This window comes from Enterococcus durans, assembly GCF_002277935.1.
Lineage (GTDB): Bacteria > Bacillota > Bacilli > Lactobacillales > Enterococcaceae > Enterococcus_B > Enterococcus_B durans.
This window is the reverse complement of record NZ_CP022930.1, coordinates 2,284,982-2,303,678: the sequence shown is the minus strand read 5'-3', so window position 1 is coordinate 2,303,678 and position 18,697 is coordinate 2,284,982. Positions and strand designations below refer to the sequence as shown.

Below are 18,697 nucleotides of genomic sequence, written 5' to 3'. Positions count from 1 at the left end.
TTTTTACTCCCCTTTGAACTGACTTAAGAAACGTAAGTCATTTTGATAGAAATTACGGATATCATTGACACCATAACGTAACATTGCCACTCGATCTGGTCCAAGACCAAAGGCAAAGCCAGAGTATTCTTCTGGGTCGATCCCTGACATTTCCAAGACATTCGGGTGAACCATCCCTGCACCTAAGATTTCGATCCAGCCAGTGTGTTTGCAGACATTACAGCCAGCACCACCACATTTGAAACAGCTCACATCTACTTCTACAGAAGGTTCAGTAAATGGGAAGTAGCTTGGGCGTAAGCGGATTTCACGGTCTTCTCCAAACATTTTTTTCATTACGACTTCTAATGTTCCTTTTAAGTCACCCATCGTAACGTTCTTATCAACTACTAGTCCTTCAATTTGATGGAACTGGTGGCTGTGGGTTGCATCATCTGTATCTCTACGAAAAACTTTTCCTGGAGAGACCATTCGAAGTGCACCTTTAGAGAAATCATGTTTTTCCATTGTACGTGCTTGGACAGGTGAAGTATGCGTACGGATCAAAATATCCTCAGAGATATAAAAAGTATCTTGCATGTCACGGGCTGGATGATCTTTCGGTAAATTCATCCGTTCGAAATTGTAATGGTCTGATTCCACTTCATTTCCTTCAACGATCTGGTAACCCATTCCCACAAAAATATCTTCAATTTCTTCCATGATCTGTGTCAAAATATGACGTGTTCCTTGTTTTACCTGACGACCTGGTAAAGTAATGTCGATCGTTTCTTTTTCTAATGCAGCATTTAATGCAGCTTCTTCTAATTCTTGTTTTTTACGCTCGATTTCAGCTGTTAAGAGGTCACGGATCTCGTTTGCAAAACTCCCTACTTTAGGACGTTCTTCTGGACTAAGATCTTTCATTCCACGTAAGACTTCAGTGATTGGTCCTTTTTTTCCTAAAGTTTCTATACGGATTTGATTTAATTCTTTCAAATCTTGTGCAGTCGTGATTTTAACGATTGTAGCTTCTTTCAAGCTTTTTAGTTGTGCTTGTAAAGACATTTGCCTGTTTCCTCCTTCAAAATTCAAATACAAAAAAGACCTCATTCCTGTAAAGGAACGAGGTCTTCGCGTTACCATCCTAATTTACGGTCGAAACCGTACACTTACTTTCTTTAACGACAATTGCCGGTCTGGATCATCAGACGAACTCGGAAAGTGAACTTCATTTTTCAAACACAGGATCTGCTTACAGTCTATGACAGATCTCCCTGGTCAGGTTTATCCAAATTACTCTTTTTCGTCATCGTTCTTTATCTATTCAACTAACGTTAGTTTACAAGATTTTCTAAACAAAATCAACTGCATTCTTCCTCAGTGACCCACTTCTCACTCCAAACTTGCAATTGGACCATTGCTTTTTGGAGATCTGCGCCTTTTTCAGTCAGCATATATTCAGAACGACCAGAATCATTACATGAAAGGTTTCTTGTGACGATTCGTTCTCGTTCGAGCTCTTTTAATCGTTCAACTAAAACGCGATCACTCACCATAGGTATTTTCGCTGCGAGATCAACAAAGCGTTGCGGACCGTTTTCGAGCAATACATCGATAATCAACCCATTCCATTTTTTTCCTAATATCGAAAAAGTTTTTTCAAATTTAGGACATAGAGTGAATTCTGTCTGTGTTAGCTCCATCTTACTCACCTCTTTTTTAGAGTATAGCATATTACTTACAAAGTGTAAGTCGCAGTTGCTCAATTATTATTATTTATTAAGATTTATTATTTTCTTCGCACCCAATAAAATAAGATACACATTTGTCACTGGTTTGTCTAGTGCTTCTGACAAAGCTTTTTTGTATAAATTCAATTGCCCTTGATATTTTTGGACGATTGTTTCTATTTCCGCTTGATTTTCACCATTTGAAATATAGTCAGTTTTGAAATCATACAACTCGATAAACTCTGGAAATTCGATGTAGCCATCGACGATCCCATGGATCAGCAATTCATCGTCTTCATTTGGATACTGATCGAACACTTGATCAGCAGACAAGAGCATCGAAAATGGCTGTTCTCGTTTCACTAGTTCGCTGTGTTGCACCAACCGTTTCCCAAGTTCAGTCTGATAAAACCACAAAATACCAGAAAGATCGATTTTTTTAGCGACTTTTTCATCGACTAGCCGTTTAGCGACCAACTCTTCTAAGAGAGAACGGATGGAGTCGTTCGTTGGCATCTCTAATGGAAGCAACTGCAATAAATAGTGTGTAGCTGTTCCAATAGAGGCAGCAGATATTTTTTGGCTTTTTTGTAAGAATTTCGGCTCTGCCAAAGTGTCTTGTGTATAACGGAATTGCTGATTATATCTCCGTTTTTCATTGTTTTCCCAAACTAGTTTGGAATCAGACGTATCATCTGGATCTTCAAATAAACGCTTGATTTCTGAAACGGATTGGTAACTTGTTGTCTGGGTCGATGCTTTGTAGGGATAACTGTAAGCTAAACGGGCTTTCAATGATTCTTGAAGTGGTGTTTGATCTACCTTCACTGATTCAAGTTCTTTCTTCGTCTCACTTGCCAATGATTGGCGGTTCTCTACAATATCTTGTTGCTTCATCCATGTGATCGAAAAGCGGCTTTCCGACTGTCCCAACTGATTATGGACCGTTGTATCTTCCGCGTATTCCTTCATTTTAGGATGACGCATCAAGCTGTAACCGATCCAGTTCAGCAAACTGCCCTTTCCTTTCAAACGAGTCGACGGCTCTAAAACAAGGGAGGTTTGGTCAGCCACTTCTGACCAGATTTTCAACGTGTCTTCCTTATTTTTGTAGGAACCCACGATAAACAGTTTTTGTTCGGCACGTGTCAATCCTACATATAATTTACGCATTTCTTCAGACAATAATTTATTTTGTTTAGCTAATTTTATTGCTTGATACGGCAATGTGTCGTAGAGAACGCGCGTATCAGGATCCATGTAACGGACACCTGCCCCTAGTTTTTCTTCAAAGGCATACCTTTTTCTTAAATCTTGGAGATTGAATTGTTTTGTCATATCCAATAGAAAAACAACTGGGAATTCCAACCCTTTACTTGCATGGATCGTCATGACACGCACTGCATTATCTACAGATGCAAGAACTGGTTCTGCAAGATCTTTGTCTTTTTCCTGCATTTTTTCGATGAATCGTACAAACTGATAAAGACCTCTGAATGAGCTTTTTTCATAAGATTTTGCCCGATCGACTAACGCATAGAGATTTGCTTGGCGTTGCGCCCCGGCTGGCAACCCAGCTACATATTCTAAGTAACCTGTCTGATAATAGATAGACCATAAAAGATCTGTGATGGAAGAACGGCGGGCTAGTTCGCGCCATATCTCCAACTGTTCACCAAAATGATTCAGCTTATCTGCAAGTTCGTCTGTATGTTCAGCTTGATAAGCAAGTACTGCTTCATAATACGTATGTGACCGATCTGCTAAACGAATTCTAGCAAGTTCTGGTTCGATCAATCCAACGATCGGTGAACGTAAAACAGATACTAAAGGAATGTCCTGATAAGGGTTATCGATCAATTGCAGTAAAGAGACCATCGTTCGGATCTCTGTTGCTTGAAAATAGTTCTGTGCGTCATTCATTTCCAAAGGGATATCAAATGTCTTGAATATCTCTAAAATCGTCAGATTATTTTTCTTTGTAGGGGTCAAAAGAACGATATCTCTATACTCGATAGGTCGATTTTTTTTCATTTTTTTATCATAGATCATGAATTTTTCATCGATCAATTGGCGGATCTTCAATCCAGTCATGAACAATTCGCCTTCTGTTTTGTCTTCTAAAATATCATCCACTGGCAATTCGATCGTCGTTTCTTCCTGTTCTTTTTCGTAAATCAATATTTCTGGTTCAAATTGTTCAGTTTCTGGAAAATCAGGAAAACCAAGAACAAGTTTTGCCGCATCATCATACGAAATCTGACCTACTACTGGGTCCATGATTTGTTCAAAGACTAAATTTGTGAATGAAAGTACTTCTTTTCTGGAACGGAAATTTTCTGCTAAAACGATACGGCGTCCTCCTTCTGTTTTAGAAAAGGCTTCGTACTTTTGGATAAATAGGCTCGGGTCTGCTAAACGAAACGAATAAATGGATTGTTTGACATCCCCTACCATAAACATGTTACCGTTTGTTTCATTTGGTTCACGCAACCAGTAAAGAATGGCTTCTTGTAACTGATTGACATCTTGATACTCATCCACCATGACTTCTTTGAATTGCTTGCGATAATGATCGGAGGCTTCGCTAGGCAACCATGTATCATCGGTTTTTTTCGTTAATATTTGTAAAGCAAAGTGTTCTAGATCATTGAAATCCAATAGCCCTTTTTCACGTTTACGCTGGCTAAAACCATTCATAAATGCCTTTGTGACTTTTGTCATTTCTTTCACTAACGGATATGCTTTTTGGGTCAACTCTTCCATTTGTTCTGGTGACACAGGAAAGTAGTTTTTACCAAGTTGCTGAATGATTTTTTTTGCACGGTCTCTTAACTCTTTGACCTCAGCAGAGCGTTCTTTCAATTCGGCTTTCCGACTACTTTTAAACGTTGTGAATGTCAGCGCCTCTAATCCAGAGTAGGCTTCTGGAATCTGGTCTTGTAACAGATATTCATAGATCACTTGTATCTGGCCTTTTTCACCAGATACCTGATCGTACATTTTTTCAAGACCTTCTTCCTGTGCTAATTGCACCATTTCCTCATACAGTTGCACGCATTGATGCATATCAGCTAAAATCAGCGGACGAAGCTGTGTTTTGTATAGGTCAGAATCAGCGAGTCCATTCTCTAAGCGATAACTCTCACTTAACTTTGTTAACCACTCTTCTGGATCAGGATTCGCACGAGCAAATTCATAAAGCGAAAAGACCAGATTGGTTAGGCCATCATCTGAACGATCATTCGAGAAATTCATCGTCAATCGGAAAAATTCTTCCCTATTTTCAGCATAGAACGCCTCTCGTAATTCATCCCAGACATCTTCTTTCATCAAGATCGTTTCGGTTTCATCTGTCAACATTCGAAAAACCGGATCAATGTCGATCAAATAGTAATAACGGCGTATCACTGTCAGACAGAACGCATGCAATGTTGAGATATTGGCCGTTGGCAATAGGACCAACTGCTTAGTGAAGTGCTGTTGTCGAATGGGATCACTTTCTGTATTGACTGCTTCTTGTAGTGCCTCCTGGATTCGTTCCTTCATTTCTCGTGCGGCCGCTTCGGTAAACGTCACTATCAGCAACTCGTCCAGATTGACCCCCATCTTCAATTTCTCGATGACTCTGCGTACAAGTACTGTTGTTTTCCCAGAACCTGCTGAAGCTGAAACAAGCAAGTTGTCTCCTTGATCAAAAATAGCTTGCCATTGTTCATCGGTAAATCTTTCATTTTCTGGTTTTAAAGGAATTTGATTCACTCTTCTTCGCTCCTTTTTAGTATTCTACGCAGTGCTTCTTCTTTGTTCAATTTTTCTAAGCGGTGATAGTTGTTTTCCTTCAGCATCACATCAAATGTGCATACACTTCTAAACGGACAAAATTGACAAGCAATTCGTTCTTTGTCCTTATATGCTGGATTCAGCTTGATTTCACCAGATGTGATCTTGTCTCCCGCTAAACGCATATTCGCTCGGTTATGCGCCATAAAAAGCTGCAACTCTTCTTCTGTATAGAATTTATCTTTGCTGAAACTTCCTTTTTGATATTCGTCCTTCGCATTCTTTTTCACTGGGTAGATCAAAGAATTTTCTTTAGCTTCTAAAGAATGGTCCAACACTTCCAACAATCCTGGATCATCGACAAACACACCATCATAGCTGAATTTCTTCAATGTGTCTTTTTCTACTTCGTTAGTATCCGTCAGTACCGGATTATGGACATGCAGATAGTAGGAACCTGCAGGACGAACAGCTGCCTTGCCTGTGAGACGGACAGCATCCATCAATGCCACATCTAAGTAGGTCAATAATTGCATTGCCATCCCATAATATGCTTCCGTCACATCAAAGGAACGACCACTAGATTTATAATCAACGACACTCAACCATGTTTCTGCTTCTTCAACAGCGACATCCACTCGATCGATTTTTCCACGTACATGTAATTTCCCGCCATTGTTCAACGGAAGTTCTAAGCCAGGGATACCATTTGCACCTGCGATTTGACCAAATAAAATCTCTGTTTGCAATGGTTTCAACCCAGTATTTCTACTTTGTTTTTGCAACGCCCAAGCTACTTTTTGAATCGTTTGCCCCAATTGATAACGAATGTAATTCATACGGGCAGAACTATCCAGAATCTCAAAACGTAATTCGCCAAACACTTCCTGCAGTACTTTTTCCGTAAATTCTTTTCGCTGTTTGTCCGTCATTTCAACTAATGACAACTGATTTGAGAAAAGCAATTTGAAGAAACGGTCTAGCGACTCATGGTAAAAATCTCCAGTAGCCGCTGGCGTTAGGCCATAAACCATCCGTTCTTTGAGTTTCAGCCCAAACTGTACAAAGTATTTGTACTCGCAATTATAGAAGTTCTCCATTCTGGAAATCGACGTATAGATTTCCTTGCCATAAAGCTCTTCTGGCATCTTTTGCGGCAGTGAGACAGGTACGTTTAAATGATCTTGGCTTTCGAAAATACGCAAAGCAAAATTACGCCATCTCGACTGTAAGACTACAGTCCGCAACTCCTGCCAGTAAGCAGCAAGTGGTTGTTTCTCTTCTTTAGCTAAACGATAGACACCATTGATGATATTGATCGCACTTCGATACGTGCCGACATAACAACTAGGATCGCCATCCAAGTGGAGATGTTCTTTTCGTTCGATTGGGATCGTTAAATATTCAAGGATACGCCGTAGATACGGAGACATTTTCAATGTATTCGTATCGTAACTTTCCGCATAACTCAAGTACAAACGTTCCGTAGCAGAAGAAAAGACGAAATAGGCTTGTAGAGGCTCGAAGGACATCGTTTCTTTAGCTGGATCAAATAGAAACTGTTCTTCTCCCAATCTTGCGTTCAGTGTTTCTCTTTCTTCACTTGAAAGCAGTCCTTTCGTTTCATGACGATCAGGGAAAACTTGATCATTTAGGCCAATGGCAAAAGTGATTTTCGCCTGGTTTGGCCGAACAAGTTCCAAACGGTTGATTCTGACCTGATCGATTGCCGTTGGGATCTTCCCATAGCTTAAATTCTCTAATCCGCTAGACATGATTTCTTGGAACAAGCTCCAATCAAATGGTGTTTCTCCGTAGATCAACGCATATTCATCCAATAGATCGATCAATGCTTCCCATGTTTGTTCATGGTTCCTTGCTTCTGCTAGATTCCCACGTTCGATTTCCTGATTGCGCCAAAACAGTAATTGCTGCTGGACACCACTCTGAACTAAAAATTGGTAAAAAACGGACGCACCTTCTTGTCCAGTCTTACATTCTTTGATTTTTTCAAAAAAAGGAGGAACCATTTCTTTGAAGAAGTGGCGGATCTCGTTTGATTGTTTTTCTAACTTTTGAACGTCTTCTAATTGTTCTGCTTCAAAATCATAGGAAACAAATTGCCAGTCCTTTTCTTTCGTCCAATAAGTTCCCTGATAGTTATATGCTAATGCGACGTTTTCTGTCACATCCAGTTTTGTGCGGAATTGGTTTCGCATCACCTGCCAATTTTTTAAATCAAGTACCTCATCTTGTCGGCAGATGAACAGCTCTGTTTTGAAAAAACGCATGATGTCATTCAAACGATACGCATAACGATCTAATGCAAACAAACTATTGATCCATTCAATGAGCGGATGATTCTCCATCAGCTGATCTTCATCGACATAGTAAGGGATCGCCATTTCTTTAAAGATAGGTTGCAGCAGATTCGCATAAAGCCCCATCTCCTTCGTCAAGACTTGGATATCGCGATAACGATAATTTTCTTCACTGACTAATCGGCGGATCTCAACAGCTAATTGTCTGACTTCTTCAGTTGGATTCTCAGCCTCCCATATATGCAAGTCTTCTTGCTGCCCCAGTTTTATCGGCTTGGCTTTTTTATTGCTTGAAGTATCTTCCCAGACCGTTAATACACTCTGCAATGCAGGTGGCAGTGCTCGATCGACAGCATATTTTTCAACAAAAACCGGCACTTTTCGTTCTTTTGCGCTAGTGATCAACTGAAAATACAGTTTTCCAGTTTCATGGAATAAAGTCAGTACTTCTGGCATCTCGGCAATATAAGGTCGATCAAGTACCAGATCCACGACTAAATGCCCTTTTTCCATCATGAGTTGCAACAATTGGTATTCCTGTGCGTTCAATCGAGAAAAACCGCTGATGATAAATTTGACATTTTCCATATCTAGCGTCTTCATGTAGCTCGCTAAAACAGTCAAAGTATCTTCAAACTTAAGCGCCCGCTTCATCAATTCCTCCTCGAACTCAGAGAAGATAAGCTGGAGGTCTTTTAATTTCAATTGCTGGTCTTCTTCCTTTGGTGTTCTCTCTTCTTTGAAAAGAACTAGATCGCTTGGAGAAATATTTCCCACACGCATTTCATTGTAAAGATCCTGCAATTGTTGAATAAAGCCTTTTTTATTGATTTCCCCACGAAAAATCGTTAATTTTTCTTCGTTTTTTTCCAATATTTGCCGTAAGATCATTGCCGAACCCGCTTCTGAAAGCTCATTGCCAGACAATAGAGTCGTTTGTGCTAACAGATACCAGGCTAAACGATAAAAACTAAAGACTTGAACGTTCGTTGTGCTGAATGTTTCCTTACCATTTTCTTTACGCAACTGCGCCAAAATCTCTTGCTCTTGTTCAAATTTATTATAATTGGGTACAAGGAAAAATACTTGATGGTCTTTTTCTTGCGCCAGCCACTCCATCGCTTCGGCGATCAACGTGGCGCGATGATCCTTCCGATTCGTTCCAAGAATAAATTGTAAAGTCATTTTCCTCCTCCTTAATGATCGAATTCCGTTTCTTATCTATTATAGCAAAAATGAGTGAACATTTGTTCTTTCATCTCTATTTTGAACAATAAAAAAAGAGACAATCGATAAACGACTGCCTCTTTTTAATGTTTATGGATTAACGGATCGATCCCATCAATTTTTTGATTGGTTCTTTGATCGTAAAGAGTAAAACAGCTCCAACGATTGCTACCACACCGACAATTCCAAAGTACATTGATTCTGTACCTGGTGTGTAGAAACGAGCGATTTGCGCATTGATTGCTTGCGATGAAGCATCAGCTAAGAACCAAATGGCAATCGTTTGCGATTCAAATGCTTTTGGTGCAAGTTTTGTTGTCGCAGATAAACCAACTGGTGATAAGCATAATTCAGCGATAACCACGATCAAGAAGCTACCGATCAACCATAATGGGCTAACTTTACCAGATGTTCCATAAAGCATACCTGGAAGCATCATCAATAAGAAAGACAACCCTGCAAATAGTAGTCCTAAAGAGAATTTAACCACTGTTGACGGTTGACGGTTCCCTAATTTTGTCCATAATGTGACGAATACTGGTGTTAGTGCAAAAATAAAGATCGGATTCAATGATTGGTACCAACTTGCTGGAATAGTCATTCCAAACAATGTAGATTGTGTACGTTCACTAGCAAACAACGCTAAAATCGAAGAACCTTGTTCTTGTAGTGACCAGAAGATGATTGCTGCAATAAATAGTGGGATGTATGCCCAAACTTTTGGTTTTTCATCTGTTGTTACATCTTTTGAAGTCAACATTTTGATAAAGTAGTACAACGGCAACAAAATACCTAAGACACTGATTGTATTTATAAAGAAATCAATTGTTAAATGTCCTGTAACTTGTGCACCACCAAAAATAGCTACGATAACGATCAACGCAATCACTAAGTTGCGGATAAATCCTTTACGTTCTTCTTGAGACAACGGATTTGGTGCGACTGTTCCAACACCATCCAACGTTTTACGTCCTTGGATCACATATTGCAACAAACCGAAGAACATACCGATAGCAGCTAGTGAAAAACCTAAATGGTAGTTATAATTTTGACCAAGCGTTCCTACAATGATTGGAGCGATCATCGCACCTAAGTTAATCCCCATGTAGAAAATAGAGAAACCTGCATCACGACGCAAGTCTGTTTTCGAATAGAGATGTCCAACCATTCCCGAAACATTTGGTTTCAAAAAGGCTGTACCAATAATGATCAAAGCCATTGAAATAAACAATGTAGAAACTCCGAATGGCAAAGCAAGAACGATGTGTCCAAGCATGATGAAGATACCACCGAAAAACACTGTCCGTTTCGCACCTAGAACGCGGTCAGAAACCCAACCACCAACGATACTTGACATATAAATCAATGAACCATAAATGGACATGATCGCCAATGCTGACGCACGAGGTAATCCAAGGCCCCCGTTTGTAACAGTATCGTACATATAGTAGATAAGTAATGCACGCATACCATAATAACTAAATCGTTCCCACATTTCAGTAAAGAACAGTGTTGACAACCCCTTCGGCTGGCCGAAGAAGCCTTTGTCTTGCTGATTTTCCATAATCTATACCCCAATTCTTTAAATTTTCAGAAAATAACATATACACTTCCCGAAAAAAATAGCTAAAAAACTTATTTTAGAAATATATACTTATTTTCTATAAAAATCAGTAAAAAACGATTGGAAAATAATAAGAAAAAACATATACGAATTTAATAATTATATAGATGTCAATCTTGAAAAAGCGAATTGAAGTTCGTTTAATCGCAATGTAACCGTTCCCTTATTTATTGTGTTCGATTCATTTTTCATAGAGAAAAAATTTATTTCTTTTTACTGAGCATTTCTTTTTACTTACTTTTTGTAAGATGATATACTCCTTTTTGTACTCATAAAAAATATGCACTACGCAATCAAAGGAGATTTTAACATGACAACTTTTACAAATACATTGAAAAACCGTCGTTCTATCTATCATTTAGGACGTAATGTCACTTTATCTAATGACGAACTAACTGCATTGATCAAAGAAGCAATCAAAGAAAGCCCAACAGCATTCAACGCACAGTCTACTCGTGCCGTGATTCTTTTTGGCGATGCACATGAAAAACTATGGGAAATGACTGAAGAAGCACTTCGTCCATTGACACCTGCTGAAGCATTCCCAAACACACAAAACAAATTAGCCGGATTTAAAAACGGATACGGAACTGTTCTATTCTTTAAAGACACTGATGTAGTCAAAGGACTTCAAGAACAATTTGAATTATATGCAGATAATTTCCCAGATTGGTCAGAACAATCAAACGGGATCGCTACTGCAAATACATGGGTTGCATTAGCAGACCAAGGACTAGGCGCTAACTTACAACATTACAATCCAGTAATTGATGATGCTGTAGCTAAAGAATGGGACATCCCTTCAAATTGGAAATTACGCGCTCAATTAGTATTCGGTTCACCAGAAACACCTGCTGGCGAAAAAGAATACATGAATGACGAAGATCGTTTCCGCGTATTTGACTAAACAAGCATCCTAAAGAAAAGCTAGGTAGTTACGAAAACCGTAACTACCTAGCTTTTTTAAGGTCATTTCTAAATCATGATCTCTTCTATGCTTGTTCACAACAACACACTATCCTTCATCTGAATCGATCATGATATCGATCTCAGCATCCTCATTTAGATGTTGCGCTAAAAAAGAAACTAATTCTTCCATCGAAACAGAGAATTTCATTAGTGGACCCCGCCAACCATTACGAAAAAAGTTCATTTTGATTTCGTTTGAACCTTTGGGCTGATAAAGAACAATCTTGTTGATTTCAGAAAACGGCACTCCTCGCTTATCAAAACTATTTAACACTAACCCTTCTTCCGTTATCCCCCGACTATCGAGTAGAAAACTGATGAAGACTAATGCTGATAAAATCCCTTTCGCTAAATCATCTACACTTGGTTCACTGATAAGTGTAAACCATAACACTAATATAGCTAAGAAAGGCACCACTAAATATACCCAGCGATTTCTAACTGTCTTATAGATGATTTCTCTGCGGACAAGCCAAAGAAACAAGCACATCGCTAGTACAAATAAAAACAATAATATCGTAAATAGACTAATCATTTACCTACACCTCTTTCCTTTTCTCACACAGAAAAAGAAATAAACCTCTACATAGTAAAAGGACTTGCAGCATCAAACCTGTTGTTGCATGTCCATATTTTCTTTCTTATTCAAATGTATCATATTTTGCCACAACCATACTGGCTTTTTCTTCTAGTAAATCTTGGTCCTCAGAAGCGCATTGAGCAACTTTGACTACGGCACAGTTTGTCATTTTTGAAACTACTTCGCCAACGACTGTCTGTGTAAACCCGATTGGCTTACATGAGTATTGCTCTCCTAAATTGATCATTTCTTCCGTCATCAAAATCCTCCTAAACTGCTAAAACTCTTACAGACGAATAATCCTCAAAAAAAGTAGTAGTACTATCTCAATTTTCATTGTCTTTAAAAGTTCGTTTTTTATTAATTGTTCTTTAACCTTATTGGCATTATAGCGTATTGATTTCGTTTTCACAATTAAAACAGTTGGCAAGTCAAAATATTTTATTTATTTTACAGAACAATCGTTATTTCTTAAGGGAAACTTGTTCTTTTTTAATTAGAAAAGTCAAATTTCATTTGTTTTTAAATAAAAACCATTATACTATATGACAGACTAGACGAAGGAAGTATTCTAATGAAAAAAAAACACGCAAAAAAAATCATGTTTTTAGGTAGTCTAGCATTGATTTTTCTTTCTAGCACGTACTATGTTCTGCATCGAAACGAGGGTGAGAAAGCCTCTCTCTCCACAGCAGAACAAGTCAGCAACTCCTCCTCAAAAGAAAAAAAAGAAGTCTTGCTTGATGTTCCTTTAGAAAATCAATTTGATGCACCCGCTTTAGAAAATGGATGTGAAGTAACTTCCCTTTCGATGCTTTTAGCTTATTATGGATACACTACGACGAAAAACCAATTAGCAGATCAGTTGACTTATGTCCCTGTCTTCAATGCAGACGGTACTCACGGTGATCCAAATGAAGGCTTCGTTGGTGATATTACTGGCGGTGATTGGGCAATGGGCGTCTATGTTCCTCCTATTGCTGCTTTAGCTCAAGAAATCGTCGGCACAGATTATTATACTGAACCAAAAACAGACGCGACCTTGAAAGATATCAGAAAAGCGTTGCAAAAAGAAGAACCGGTATGGACTTCTGTCACTATTGATTTTCAGGTACCTACTGACAGTGATTTCACAACATGGACAACCAACAATGGTGAAGTCAAAGTAACCCCTTTGATACACGCTTGTGTGGTCACAGGTTATGATGATACAACGATCTATGTCAATGATCCTTATGGAGAAAAAAATCGAGCTGTTCCAATAAACGATTTCAATAAAATTTTTACGGCAATGGGCGGCCAAATGCTGACTTTAAAGAAAAGCTAGTATTTTTTTGAAAGTATCTTATACTCTAGCTAAAGAAAAAGAGAAAGGAGCAAGGGAAATGGAACGATTTATTCATAAAAAGATAGACCCAAATGACATGCCGATTATTTTTGTTAGAGATACCAAAGGGAATGTTCAACGAAAAGTATCAGTAAAAGAATGGACAACCCGCTATAGCCCTGCTTCTCTCAATGAGCTGGAAATAAAACTTTATCGTCAAGCTCTCAGTTATTATTCTGAGAAAGACTATTCAAAAGCGATCGATCTTTTAAAATTTTTGATCACTCGAACTGGTTATACGCGCTTTGAGTATATTGAACGCTTAGCTACAATTTATCAAATACTCGGCAACCAACAGGAAGAATATCTGCTTCTTACTACAGTATTATCTGCAGCAACGTTGATTTCTCTTCCGTCCAGTTTGATCAAAAAAATAGAGAAACGAGTAGTCCTACTTAAAGAAGTACTCTACACAAAAGATTAATAACTTGCGTTTTTTAATTAAGTGCTAAACTATTTTTGTTGATTGAATGGGATGTAGCCAAACTGGTAAGGCACTTGACTCTGAATCAAGCAATTGTAGGTTCGAACCCTGCCATCCCAATAAAAATAGTGTAAAGGCACACCACTACGCGAAACAAGCCAGATCATCCGAAATAGCTTCGTCTATTTCTTAGATGATCTGGCTTGTTTTTTCAAAAAAAAACAACGAGTTTATGATTTAACCATTCGTAGGTTTACATAATAAAAATATAGTTTATCCAATAATTGCTAATGCTTTTTCTGGTACTGCTTGTTTGTCTATTTCTTCGTAAGTTTCAACATGTGCGCCTTTATTCGTGATTTTTAAATAGCAGTTCTCTTTTAAAACTGAAATGCCATTATATTCGATTGTCCGTTCATTTCCGTCACTGTCGGCAGCCGTCTGGACATATTTAGCTGTACCGTAAGAGTTGACCTCTTCAGGCTTCGTGGTTTTCACATATACTTCTCCCCTAGTCACAAGGGGATTTAGCTGATCCATGACTCCTGCCATCTCGCTATGAGAATGTTGCGTATATATTTTTAAACCAAATAACATAACACCGGCCATACAAGCAATGCCGACTAAAATCTTTAATACCTTCATTTTTTTCCCTCCTAGTTGATTACTTTTCCATTATATAAATAAAAAAACAAAGGCTCATCCGTCTATGGTTGTAATTTTCTCTCATACTTTGGCTCAGAAAATAGCAGATACTCCATAAAAAAACAAATGTATTCAGATGTTTGTTGTCAAAAAGATGGTGTGTATGATGAAATAGAACAAAAAACAGACAGATGTACAACCCGATCTCCACAAAAAAGATCCAACTGCCACAAATTAGGAAACATTTTGTGGTAGTTGGATCTTCTCTTTTCGTACTGATTATTTCGAGCAGCTTACTTAATATAAACGTGTTGGATCATAATGATAAGTTACATTGCCATTGAGTAGCGCTTTACCTACAACATATTTACGATCCTCTAATTTGAGCCATGCTTCACGAAAGAGCATGACATCTTCTCTATTGACATCTATTTTCTCAATTTTCCCATCAATCAAATCCTGGATAAGTGCTTCATATGGATTCATCGTTTTCCTCCGTTCCCCATCAATAAGTGGTAAAAATTGGGTCGTGGACTGTTTTTGTGTCGAGATCCTTCCTTACATTCACCGTTGTGTAAAGTACTTTCTCAACTGGAATACTATAATAGCTATCTTCTCCATTACTAAAATGATGAACATCTTTTTTTGCTAATATCCCGTTGATTTTGTTGATTAATACTCTTTTTTCTACGCTGTTACTTACAAGATAGTAAATGACGCGGATATTGTTTACTAAATGTAAATCGACTTCTAACATTACTTGATCCATGAAATTTTCATCCTTTCTTTCGACACAATTATAGCAAGAACAGAGGAGATAATCAAAAGAATGAAAAAAACAACATTTATAAAGAAAACTTCCACGTATCGCTTGCGTATAATCTCACAAAGTGTTATTTTGTATCAGGGATTTTAAATAATAGGAGGCGTTATATGATTGCAATCGGACAACTGATATTTTATATTCCTTTTTTTATCATGTTGAGCATCCTTTTTTACTACATAAAATGGACGAAGAAAAAATTTTCCATTTTAGTTGCTAGCCTCCCTTGCGCTTACTTCACTTATCAAATCTTTTCCTTTCGACATTGGGAAACGCCCATTGTCCTGATGAAGAATACCGCAGGACTACTGATATCTTCTTTACTTCTGATTCTTTGGATTTACTACTTATATAAACAGCAAAAGTAATATATATCAAATTCAAAGAATAGTTGGATGGGCCTGTTTGATCCAAGACATCTAACTATTTTTTACGTATAACAATAGATTTTTTCATTCTTAAAATGAACTCTTTTTAAGCTAGATTTAAGGTTGGATTCATATAGTTTACTCATCCCAAATAACCTTTTTTCATTTTTTACTCCTGAAAGAGCGAGGTTGGGACAGAAGTGTTTAACTCCGAGAAATAAGAAGAAATTCACGAAAAATGCTTTTCAAATTTTTGTGAATTTCGGCTTATTTCCGAAGGAGTTGCTTCTGCTCCCACCGTTTATTCGAGAATCTGTAGCAAACCTGATTTTTAGATTTGTCCCACATTCTTCCTACGTTTAGTCAAGTACTTTTTTCTATTGGTTTTTATCAAGAAAAAAGTATACGAAATAAGCCTAATAAATTAGAAATTTTTTTATTAGGTATGCTATAATTCTAGGTAAGGATATATTCCTTATTGGTCGTTAGAGGCCGTGTATGAGTAATCATACGGACTTGAATGTCGTACCATCGAATGGAGACATTTCAAGAGCTTGTTGATGCAGGCGACGAGCGCAACCTTATGCTTTTTGGGCGAAGGTTGCGTTTTTAGTTTATAGTAATAGTCCACAAGATGATTGGGCCCCGCCGCTTGTTGTCGAATCATGTTCATCATAATAAAATACAAATTTTTTCGGGCCTTCGGATTCCCATGTTTATTCATGTGTTCTTTGGCTGTATATTTTCCAGATTGATATCTTCTGGTATCAACACCGACGAAAGCATTCAATTGCTTATGAGAAGAAAAACGCCGAATATCCCCTAATTCACCAATAATGAGTCCTGCAGAAAGTTCACCAATTCCAGGGATACTTTGATAGAAATCAAATTCTATTGTTTGTTTCGCAATGTCAACTAGCTGTTTGGCGAGTTGTTCTTTTGTTACAAGCAATTGTTTCAATTGTTGGGCATAATACACGACTTTTTGAACAGAAATACTTTGTCCAGATTCAGCTGGATAAGAATTTTGCGCAAGTGAAAGTAAGGTTTGTGCTTTAGCCAAGGCTTTTTGATCGGAGATTTTTTTATCCGTATTTTTCTTTAACACATTTTTTACCTTAGTTTGGCTTAAGTGTGCCAAGTAATCAGGGTGGGGGAAAAGTTCGACAAGATTCAAGGCGAGTTTTGATAACCTGTTCGTGAAAAGTGTTTCCAATTCTGGGAAAGTCAATTGTAAAGCGGTATGCAGGTTCATTCTCGTGCGTTTAATGTCCCTTTCAATTTGTTGATAAAAGCGTGCAAAATCGCGTGTTTGTTTATAGACTTCTGTTTGAGATTGTTTTTGTTTCCGCAAAAATTGACCGTGTGTTTGTGCCAGTCGATGGGCATCTCGTTTATCCGTTTTGACTGAACGTAAGTCAATATTCAGTTGTCTTTTCGCTTCTAAAGGGTTTAATAAACAATAGGCGAAATGATTCTTTTGACAAAAAGTTTCAATGACTCTTGAATAAACCCCCGTTGCTTCAAAAACGATTTGTGGTCGTTCTGGAAGAGCATAAATTTCTTGAAGAAGTGCATTGAAATGTGTTTTATCGTGAAGAATTTCTTGTTCAAAAAGACAAGTATTTTCATGATAAATAACGACATAACTTTTTCCCATTGAGACATCTAAAGCAAGTACATACATAATTTTCATCTCCTAAGAAGTGTTGAAAGATTCTTCACTGCTTCATTTCGTTCCTAATTTCCTTTACACGGGCTCGAAGCCCCAACATACTTAAACCAGGTTTTAAAATGACAGTGAAGAAGACCATTTTTTGTTTGGGACTCGTAGTCCAAGAAAGTGTGGTCGGTCTTTCTTTCACAACCAACTATACGCTTAAAAGAGCGTTAGAGGGTAATTTCATCCGTCGATGAATTTACCCTCTAATCTTAGTATGTTTTATTTGTCCAAATCCTCAATAAATCGCATCGTACTGATCAATTCTTTGTAATCTTTACTATAAAGTTCCGTTAATTTATCTGGTAAAACGAACCATGCAGGATGGTACCCATTTACTGTTACTGGGAATCCTTTGTCCTGTGCATCGTCCCCATCCCATCTTATAGCGATTGCTTTTTTTGCATACCATTTGACTAAAGCAACGGAATAGCCTTTTCTTGTTTTTGTGCCATCTTCTAAAATAGCAAGCACTTCGATTTTTTCCTTTGGTGCCTTTACTTCTTGTGGACGTACCATGATAGTTCCCTCCCTCTTTTATTTCACTACTAATACACTGCAAGAGGCATGAGCAACGACAAAGGAAGCTGTCGAGCCAACCAATGCTTGTTGGATTGCACCTTTTCCGGTAGCCCCGATCACGATCAAATCCACATTTTCTTGTGTTGGAAAAACAGTACCAATCAACTGTCGTGGATCACCTGTCTCAACAATTGCATGGATTTCAGTCAAACCATATTCTTTTGCATCATGGATTTTTTTTAACATTTCAACTTCGATCCTTTGTTTCTCTTCTGCATAGATCTTTGAGAAGGCATAAGCACTATGAGTCAACTCCACTTTATTGATAATAGAAACAATGATTAACTCTGCTTCATTATCTTTCGCTAAATCAAGGGCTTCCAAAAATGCCTTTTCCGCTTGCTTTGATCCATCCACCGCTACCATTATCTTTGAATATCTATTACTCATATCATCGCCTCCTTGTTTCTTTCATTGTAACATCCTCCTTCAAATTAAAAAAAAAATACGCTGTTTTGACTATTTTTACTCATTTTTTTTAGAAAAAAAGTGTTTTATTGAACTTTTACCTTTGATTACTTTCTAATTTTGA

The 18,697-nt window shown here is 37.9% G+C and carries 17 protein-coding genes, 1 tRNA gene and 1 pseudogene; 6 read left to right on the top strand and 13 right to left on the bottom strand.

Annotated features, from left to right (window positions below; translation table 11 throughout):
- Positions 1 to 3 precede the first annotated feature (3 nt).
- The 5 genes from pheS to CJZ72_RS10970 form a co-directional block, all read right to left on the bottom strand.
- Positions 4 to 1,047 (bottom strand): phenylalanine--tRNA ligase subunit alpha, encoded by a 1,044-nt coding sequence (gene pheS / locus CJZ72_RS10990; RefSeq protein ID WP_095443834.1) that lies wholly within the window; start codon positions 1,045 to 1,047, stop codon positions 4 to 6.
- 296 nt (positions 1,048 to 1,343) lie between these two features.
- Positions 1,344 to 1,685, bottom strand: a complete 342-nt coding sequence (locus CJZ72_RS10985) for a winged helix-turn-helix transcriptional regulator (RefSeq protein WP_005877078.1) — start codon at positions 1,683 to 1,685, stop codon at positions 1,344 to 1,346.
- A 69-nt stretch (positions 1,686 to 1,754) separates the two neighbouring features.
- A complete protein-coding gene (gene addA / locus CJZ72_RS10980; protein ID WP_081133480.1) occupies positions 1,755 to 5,474 on the bottom strand; it encodes a helicase-exonuclease AddAB subunit AddA in 3,720 nt (1,239 codons plus the stop codon).
- The gene (locus CJZ72_RS10975; RefSeq protein WP_095443833.1) at positions 5,471 to 9,001 is read right to left on the bottom strand and encodes a PD-(D/E)XK nuclease family protein; all 3,531 of its coding nucleotides are present in this window, start codon (positions 8,999 to 9,001) and stop codon (positions 5,471 to 5,473) included. The genes addA and CJZ72_RS10975 overlap by 4 nt, the downstream gene beginning before the upstream one ends.
- Before the next feature lie 139 nt (positions 9,002 to 9,140).
- Positions 9,141 to 10,607: a peptide MFS transporter gene (locus tag CJZ72_RS10970; RefSeq protein ID WP_081133479.1), complete on the bottom strand. Its 1,467-nt coding sequence runs from the start codon at positions 10,605 to 10,607 to the stop codon at positions 9,141 to 9,143.
- A gap of 370 nt (positions 10,608 to 10,977) precedes the next feature.
- On the opposite strand from CJZ72_RS10970, the gene CJZ72_RS10965 reads away from it, so the two are divergent.
- Entirely contained in the window at positions 10,978 to 11,574 is a 597-nt protein-coding gene (locus tag CJZ72_RS10965) for a nitroreductase family protein (RefSeq protein ID WP_081133478.1), read from the top strand.
- Between the two features lie 108 nt (positions 11,575 to 11,682).
- Here CJZ72_RS10965 and CJZ72_RS10960 read toward each other — a convergent pair whose 3' ends face one another.
- Positions 11,683 to 12,171, bottom strand: coding sequence for a hypothetical protein (locus CJZ72_RS10960; protein ID WP_081133477.1), 489 nt, complete (start codon positions 12,169 to 12,171; stop codon positions 11,683 to 11,685).
- Positions 12,172 to 12,277: 106 nt separating this feature from the next.
- Positions 12,278 to 12,475 carry a hypothetical protein gene (locus CJZ72_RS10955; protein ID WP_005877067.1) on the bottom strand — a complete coding sequence of 66 codons (198 nt, stop codon included), beginning with the start codon at positions 12,473 to 12,475 and terminating at the stop codon, positions 12,278 to 12,280.
- A gap of 315 nt (positions 12,476 to 12,790) precedes the next feature.
- On the opposite strand from CJZ72_RS10955, the gene CJZ72_RS10950 reads away from it, so the two are divergent.
- From CJZ72_RS10950 to CJZ72_RS10940, 3 genes are all read left to right on the top strand, one after another.
- Complete coding sequence (locus tag CJZ72_RS10950) at positions 12,791 to 13,543, top strand: C39 family peptidase (protein WP_172616586.1); 753 nt, start codon at positions 12,791 to 12,793, stop codon at positions 13,541 to 13,543.
- A gap of 58 nt (positions 13,544 to 13,601) precedes the next feature.
- On the top strand, positions 13,602 to 14,027 hold the full coding sequence (locus tag CJZ72_RS10945; RefSeq protein ID WP_095443832.1) for an outer membrane protein assembly factor BamD: 426 nt from the start codon (positions 13,602 to 13,604) through the stop codon (positions 14,025 to 14,027).
- A 47-nt stretch (positions 14,028 to 14,074) separates the two neighbouring features.
- Positions 14,075 to 14,147: transfer RNA gene (locus tag CJZ72_RS10940), tRNA-Gln, on the top strand.
- Positions 14,148 to 14,300: 153 nt separating this feature from the next.
- Here the strand turns inward: CJZ72_RS10940 and CJZ72_RS10935 are convergent.
- From CJZ72_RS10935 to CJZ72_RS10925, 3 genes are all read right to left on the bottom strand, one after another.
- Positions 14,301 to 14,672 carry a YxeA family protein gene (locus tag CJZ72_RS10935; RefSeq protein WP_005877063.1) on the bottom strand — a complete coding sequence of 124 codons (372 nt, stop codon included), beginning with the start codon at positions 14,670 to 14,672 and terminating at the stop codon, positions 14,301 to 14,303.
- Positions 14,673 to 14,969: 297 nt separating this feature from the next.
- On the bottom strand, positions 14,970 to 15,158 hold the full coding sequence (locus CJZ72_RS10930; protein WP_005877061.1) for a hypothetical protein: 189 nt from the start codon (positions 15,156 to 15,158) through the stop codon (positions 14,970 to 14,972).
- A gap of 19 nt (positions 15,159 to 15,177) precedes the next feature.
- On the bottom strand, positions 15,178 to 15,441 hold the full coding sequence (locus tag CJZ72_RS10925) for a hypothetical protein (RefSeq protein ID WP_005877059.1): 264 nt from the start codon (positions 15,439 to 15,441) through the stop codon (positions 15,178 to 15,180).
- Positions 15,442 to 15,605: 164 nt separating this feature from the next.
- Between CJZ72_RS10925 and CJZ72_RS14805 the strand changes: the two genes are divergently transcribed.
- A complete protein-coding gene (locus CJZ72_RS14805; RefSeq protein WP_081133476.1) occupies positions 15,606 to 15,863 on the top strand; it encodes a glucose uptake protein in 258 nt (85 codons plus the stop codon).
- A gap of 189 nt (positions 15,864 to 16,052) precedes the next feature.
- A pseudogene (locus CJZ72_RS15295) lies at positions 16,053 to 16,172 on the top strand (DUF3788 family protein); the annotation flags it as partial.
- A gap of 166 nt (positions 16,173 to 16,338) precedes the next feature.
- On the opposite strand, the gene CJZ72_RS10910 reads toward CJZ72_RS15295, so the two are convergent.
- The 3 genes from CJZ72_RS10910 to CJZ72_RS10900 all read right to left on the bottom strand — a co-directional run bounded on the left by CJZ72_RS10910 (position 16,339) and on the right by CJZ72_RS10900 (position 18,555).
- Positions 16,339 to 17,559 (bottom strand): IS110 family RNA-guided transposase, encoded by a 1,221-nt coding sequence (locus tag CJZ72_RS10910; protein WP_095443576.1) that lies wholly within the window; start codon positions 17,557 to 17,559, stop codon positions 16,339 to 16,341.
- A 246-nt stretch (positions 17,560 to 17,805) separates the two neighbouring features.
- Complete coding sequence (locus CJZ72_RS10905) at positions 17,806 to 18,102, bottom strand: hypothetical protein (RefSeq protein WP_005877056.1); 297 nt, start codon at positions 18,100 to 18,102, stop codon at positions 17,806 to 17,808.
- 18 nt (positions 18,103 to 18,120) lie between these two features.
- The gene (locus CJZ72_RS10900) at positions 18,121 to 18,555 is read right to left on the bottom strand and encodes a universal stress protein (RefSeq protein WP_095443831.1); all 435 of its coding nucleotides are present in this window, start codon (positions 18,553 to 18,555) and stop codon (positions 18,121 to 18,123) included.
- Positions 18,556 to 18,697: the final 142 nt, after the last annotated feature.

What these genes read in the sequence shown, in the direction of transcription:
- pheS (WP_095443834.1), bottom strand. Translation starts at nt 1,047, where the DNA reads ATGTCTTTACAAGCACAACTAAAAAGCTTGAAAGAAGCTACAATCGTT.
- CJZ72_RS10985 (WP_005877078.1), bottom strand. Translation starts at nt 1,685, where the DNA reads ATGGAGCTAACACAGACAGAATTCACTCTATGTCCTAAATTTGAAAAA.
- CJZ72_RS10975 (WP_095443833.1), bottom strand. Translation starts at nt 9,001, where the DNA reads ATGACTTTACAATTTATTCTTGGAACGAATCGGAAGGATCATCGCGCC.
- CJZ72_RS10970 (WP_081133479.1), bottom strand. Translation starts at nt 10,607, where the DNA reads ATGGAAAATCAGCAAGACAAAGGCTTCTTCGGCCAGCCGAAGGGGTTG.
- CJZ72_RS10965 (WP_081133478.1), top strand. Translation starts at nt 10,978, where the DNA reads ATGACAACTTTTACAAATACATTGAAAAACCGTCGTTCTATCTATCAT.
- CJZ72_RS10960 (WP_081133477.1), bottom strand. Translation starts at nt 12,171, where the DNA reads ATGATTAGTCTATTTACGATATTATTGTTTTTATTTGTACTAGCGATG.
- CJZ72_RS10955 (WP_005877067.1), bottom strand. Translation starts at nt 12,475, where the DNA reads ATGACGGAAGAAATGATCAATTTAGGAGAGCAATACTCATGTAAGCCA.
- CJZ72_RS10950 (WP_172616586.1), top strand. Translation starts at nt 12,791, where the DNA reads ATGAAAAAAAAACACGCAAAAAAAATCATGTTTTTAGGTAGTCTAGCA.
- CJZ72_RS10945 (WP_095443832.1), top strand. Translation starts at nt 13,602, where the DNA reads ATGGAACGATTTATTCATAAAAAGATAGACCCAAATGACATGCCGATT.
- CJZ72_RS10935 (WP_005877063.1), bottom strand. Translation starts at nt 14,672, where the DNA reads ATGAAGGTATTAAAGATTTTAGTCGGCATTGCTTGTATGGCCGGTGTT.
- CJZ72_RS10930 (WP_005877061.1), bottom strand. Translation starts at nt 15,158, where the DNA reads ATGAATCCATATGAAGCACTTATCCAGGATTTGATTGATGGGAAAATT.
- CJZ72_RS10925 (WP_005877059.1), bottom strand. Translation starts at nt 15,441, where the DNA reads ATGGATCAAGTAATGTTAGAAGTCGATTTACATTTAGTAAACAATATC.
- CJZ72_RS14805 (WP_081133476.1), top strand. Translation starts at nt 15,606, where the DNA reads ATGATTGCAATCGGACAACTGATATTTTATATTCCTTTTTTTATCATG.
- CJZ72_RS10910 (WP_095443576.1), bottom strand. Translation starts at nt 17,559, where the DNA reads ATGAAAATTATGTATGTACTTGCTTTAGATGTCTCAATGGGAAAAAGT.
- CJZ72_RS10905 (WP_005877056.1), bottom strand. Translation starts at nt 18,102, where the DNA reads ATGGTACGTCCACAAGAAGTAAAGGCACCAAAGGAAAAAATCGAAGTG.
- CJZ72_RS10900 (WP_095443831.1), bottom strand. Translation starts at nt 18,555, where the DNA reads ATGAGTAATAGATATTCAAAGATAATGGTAGCGGTGGATGGATCAAAG.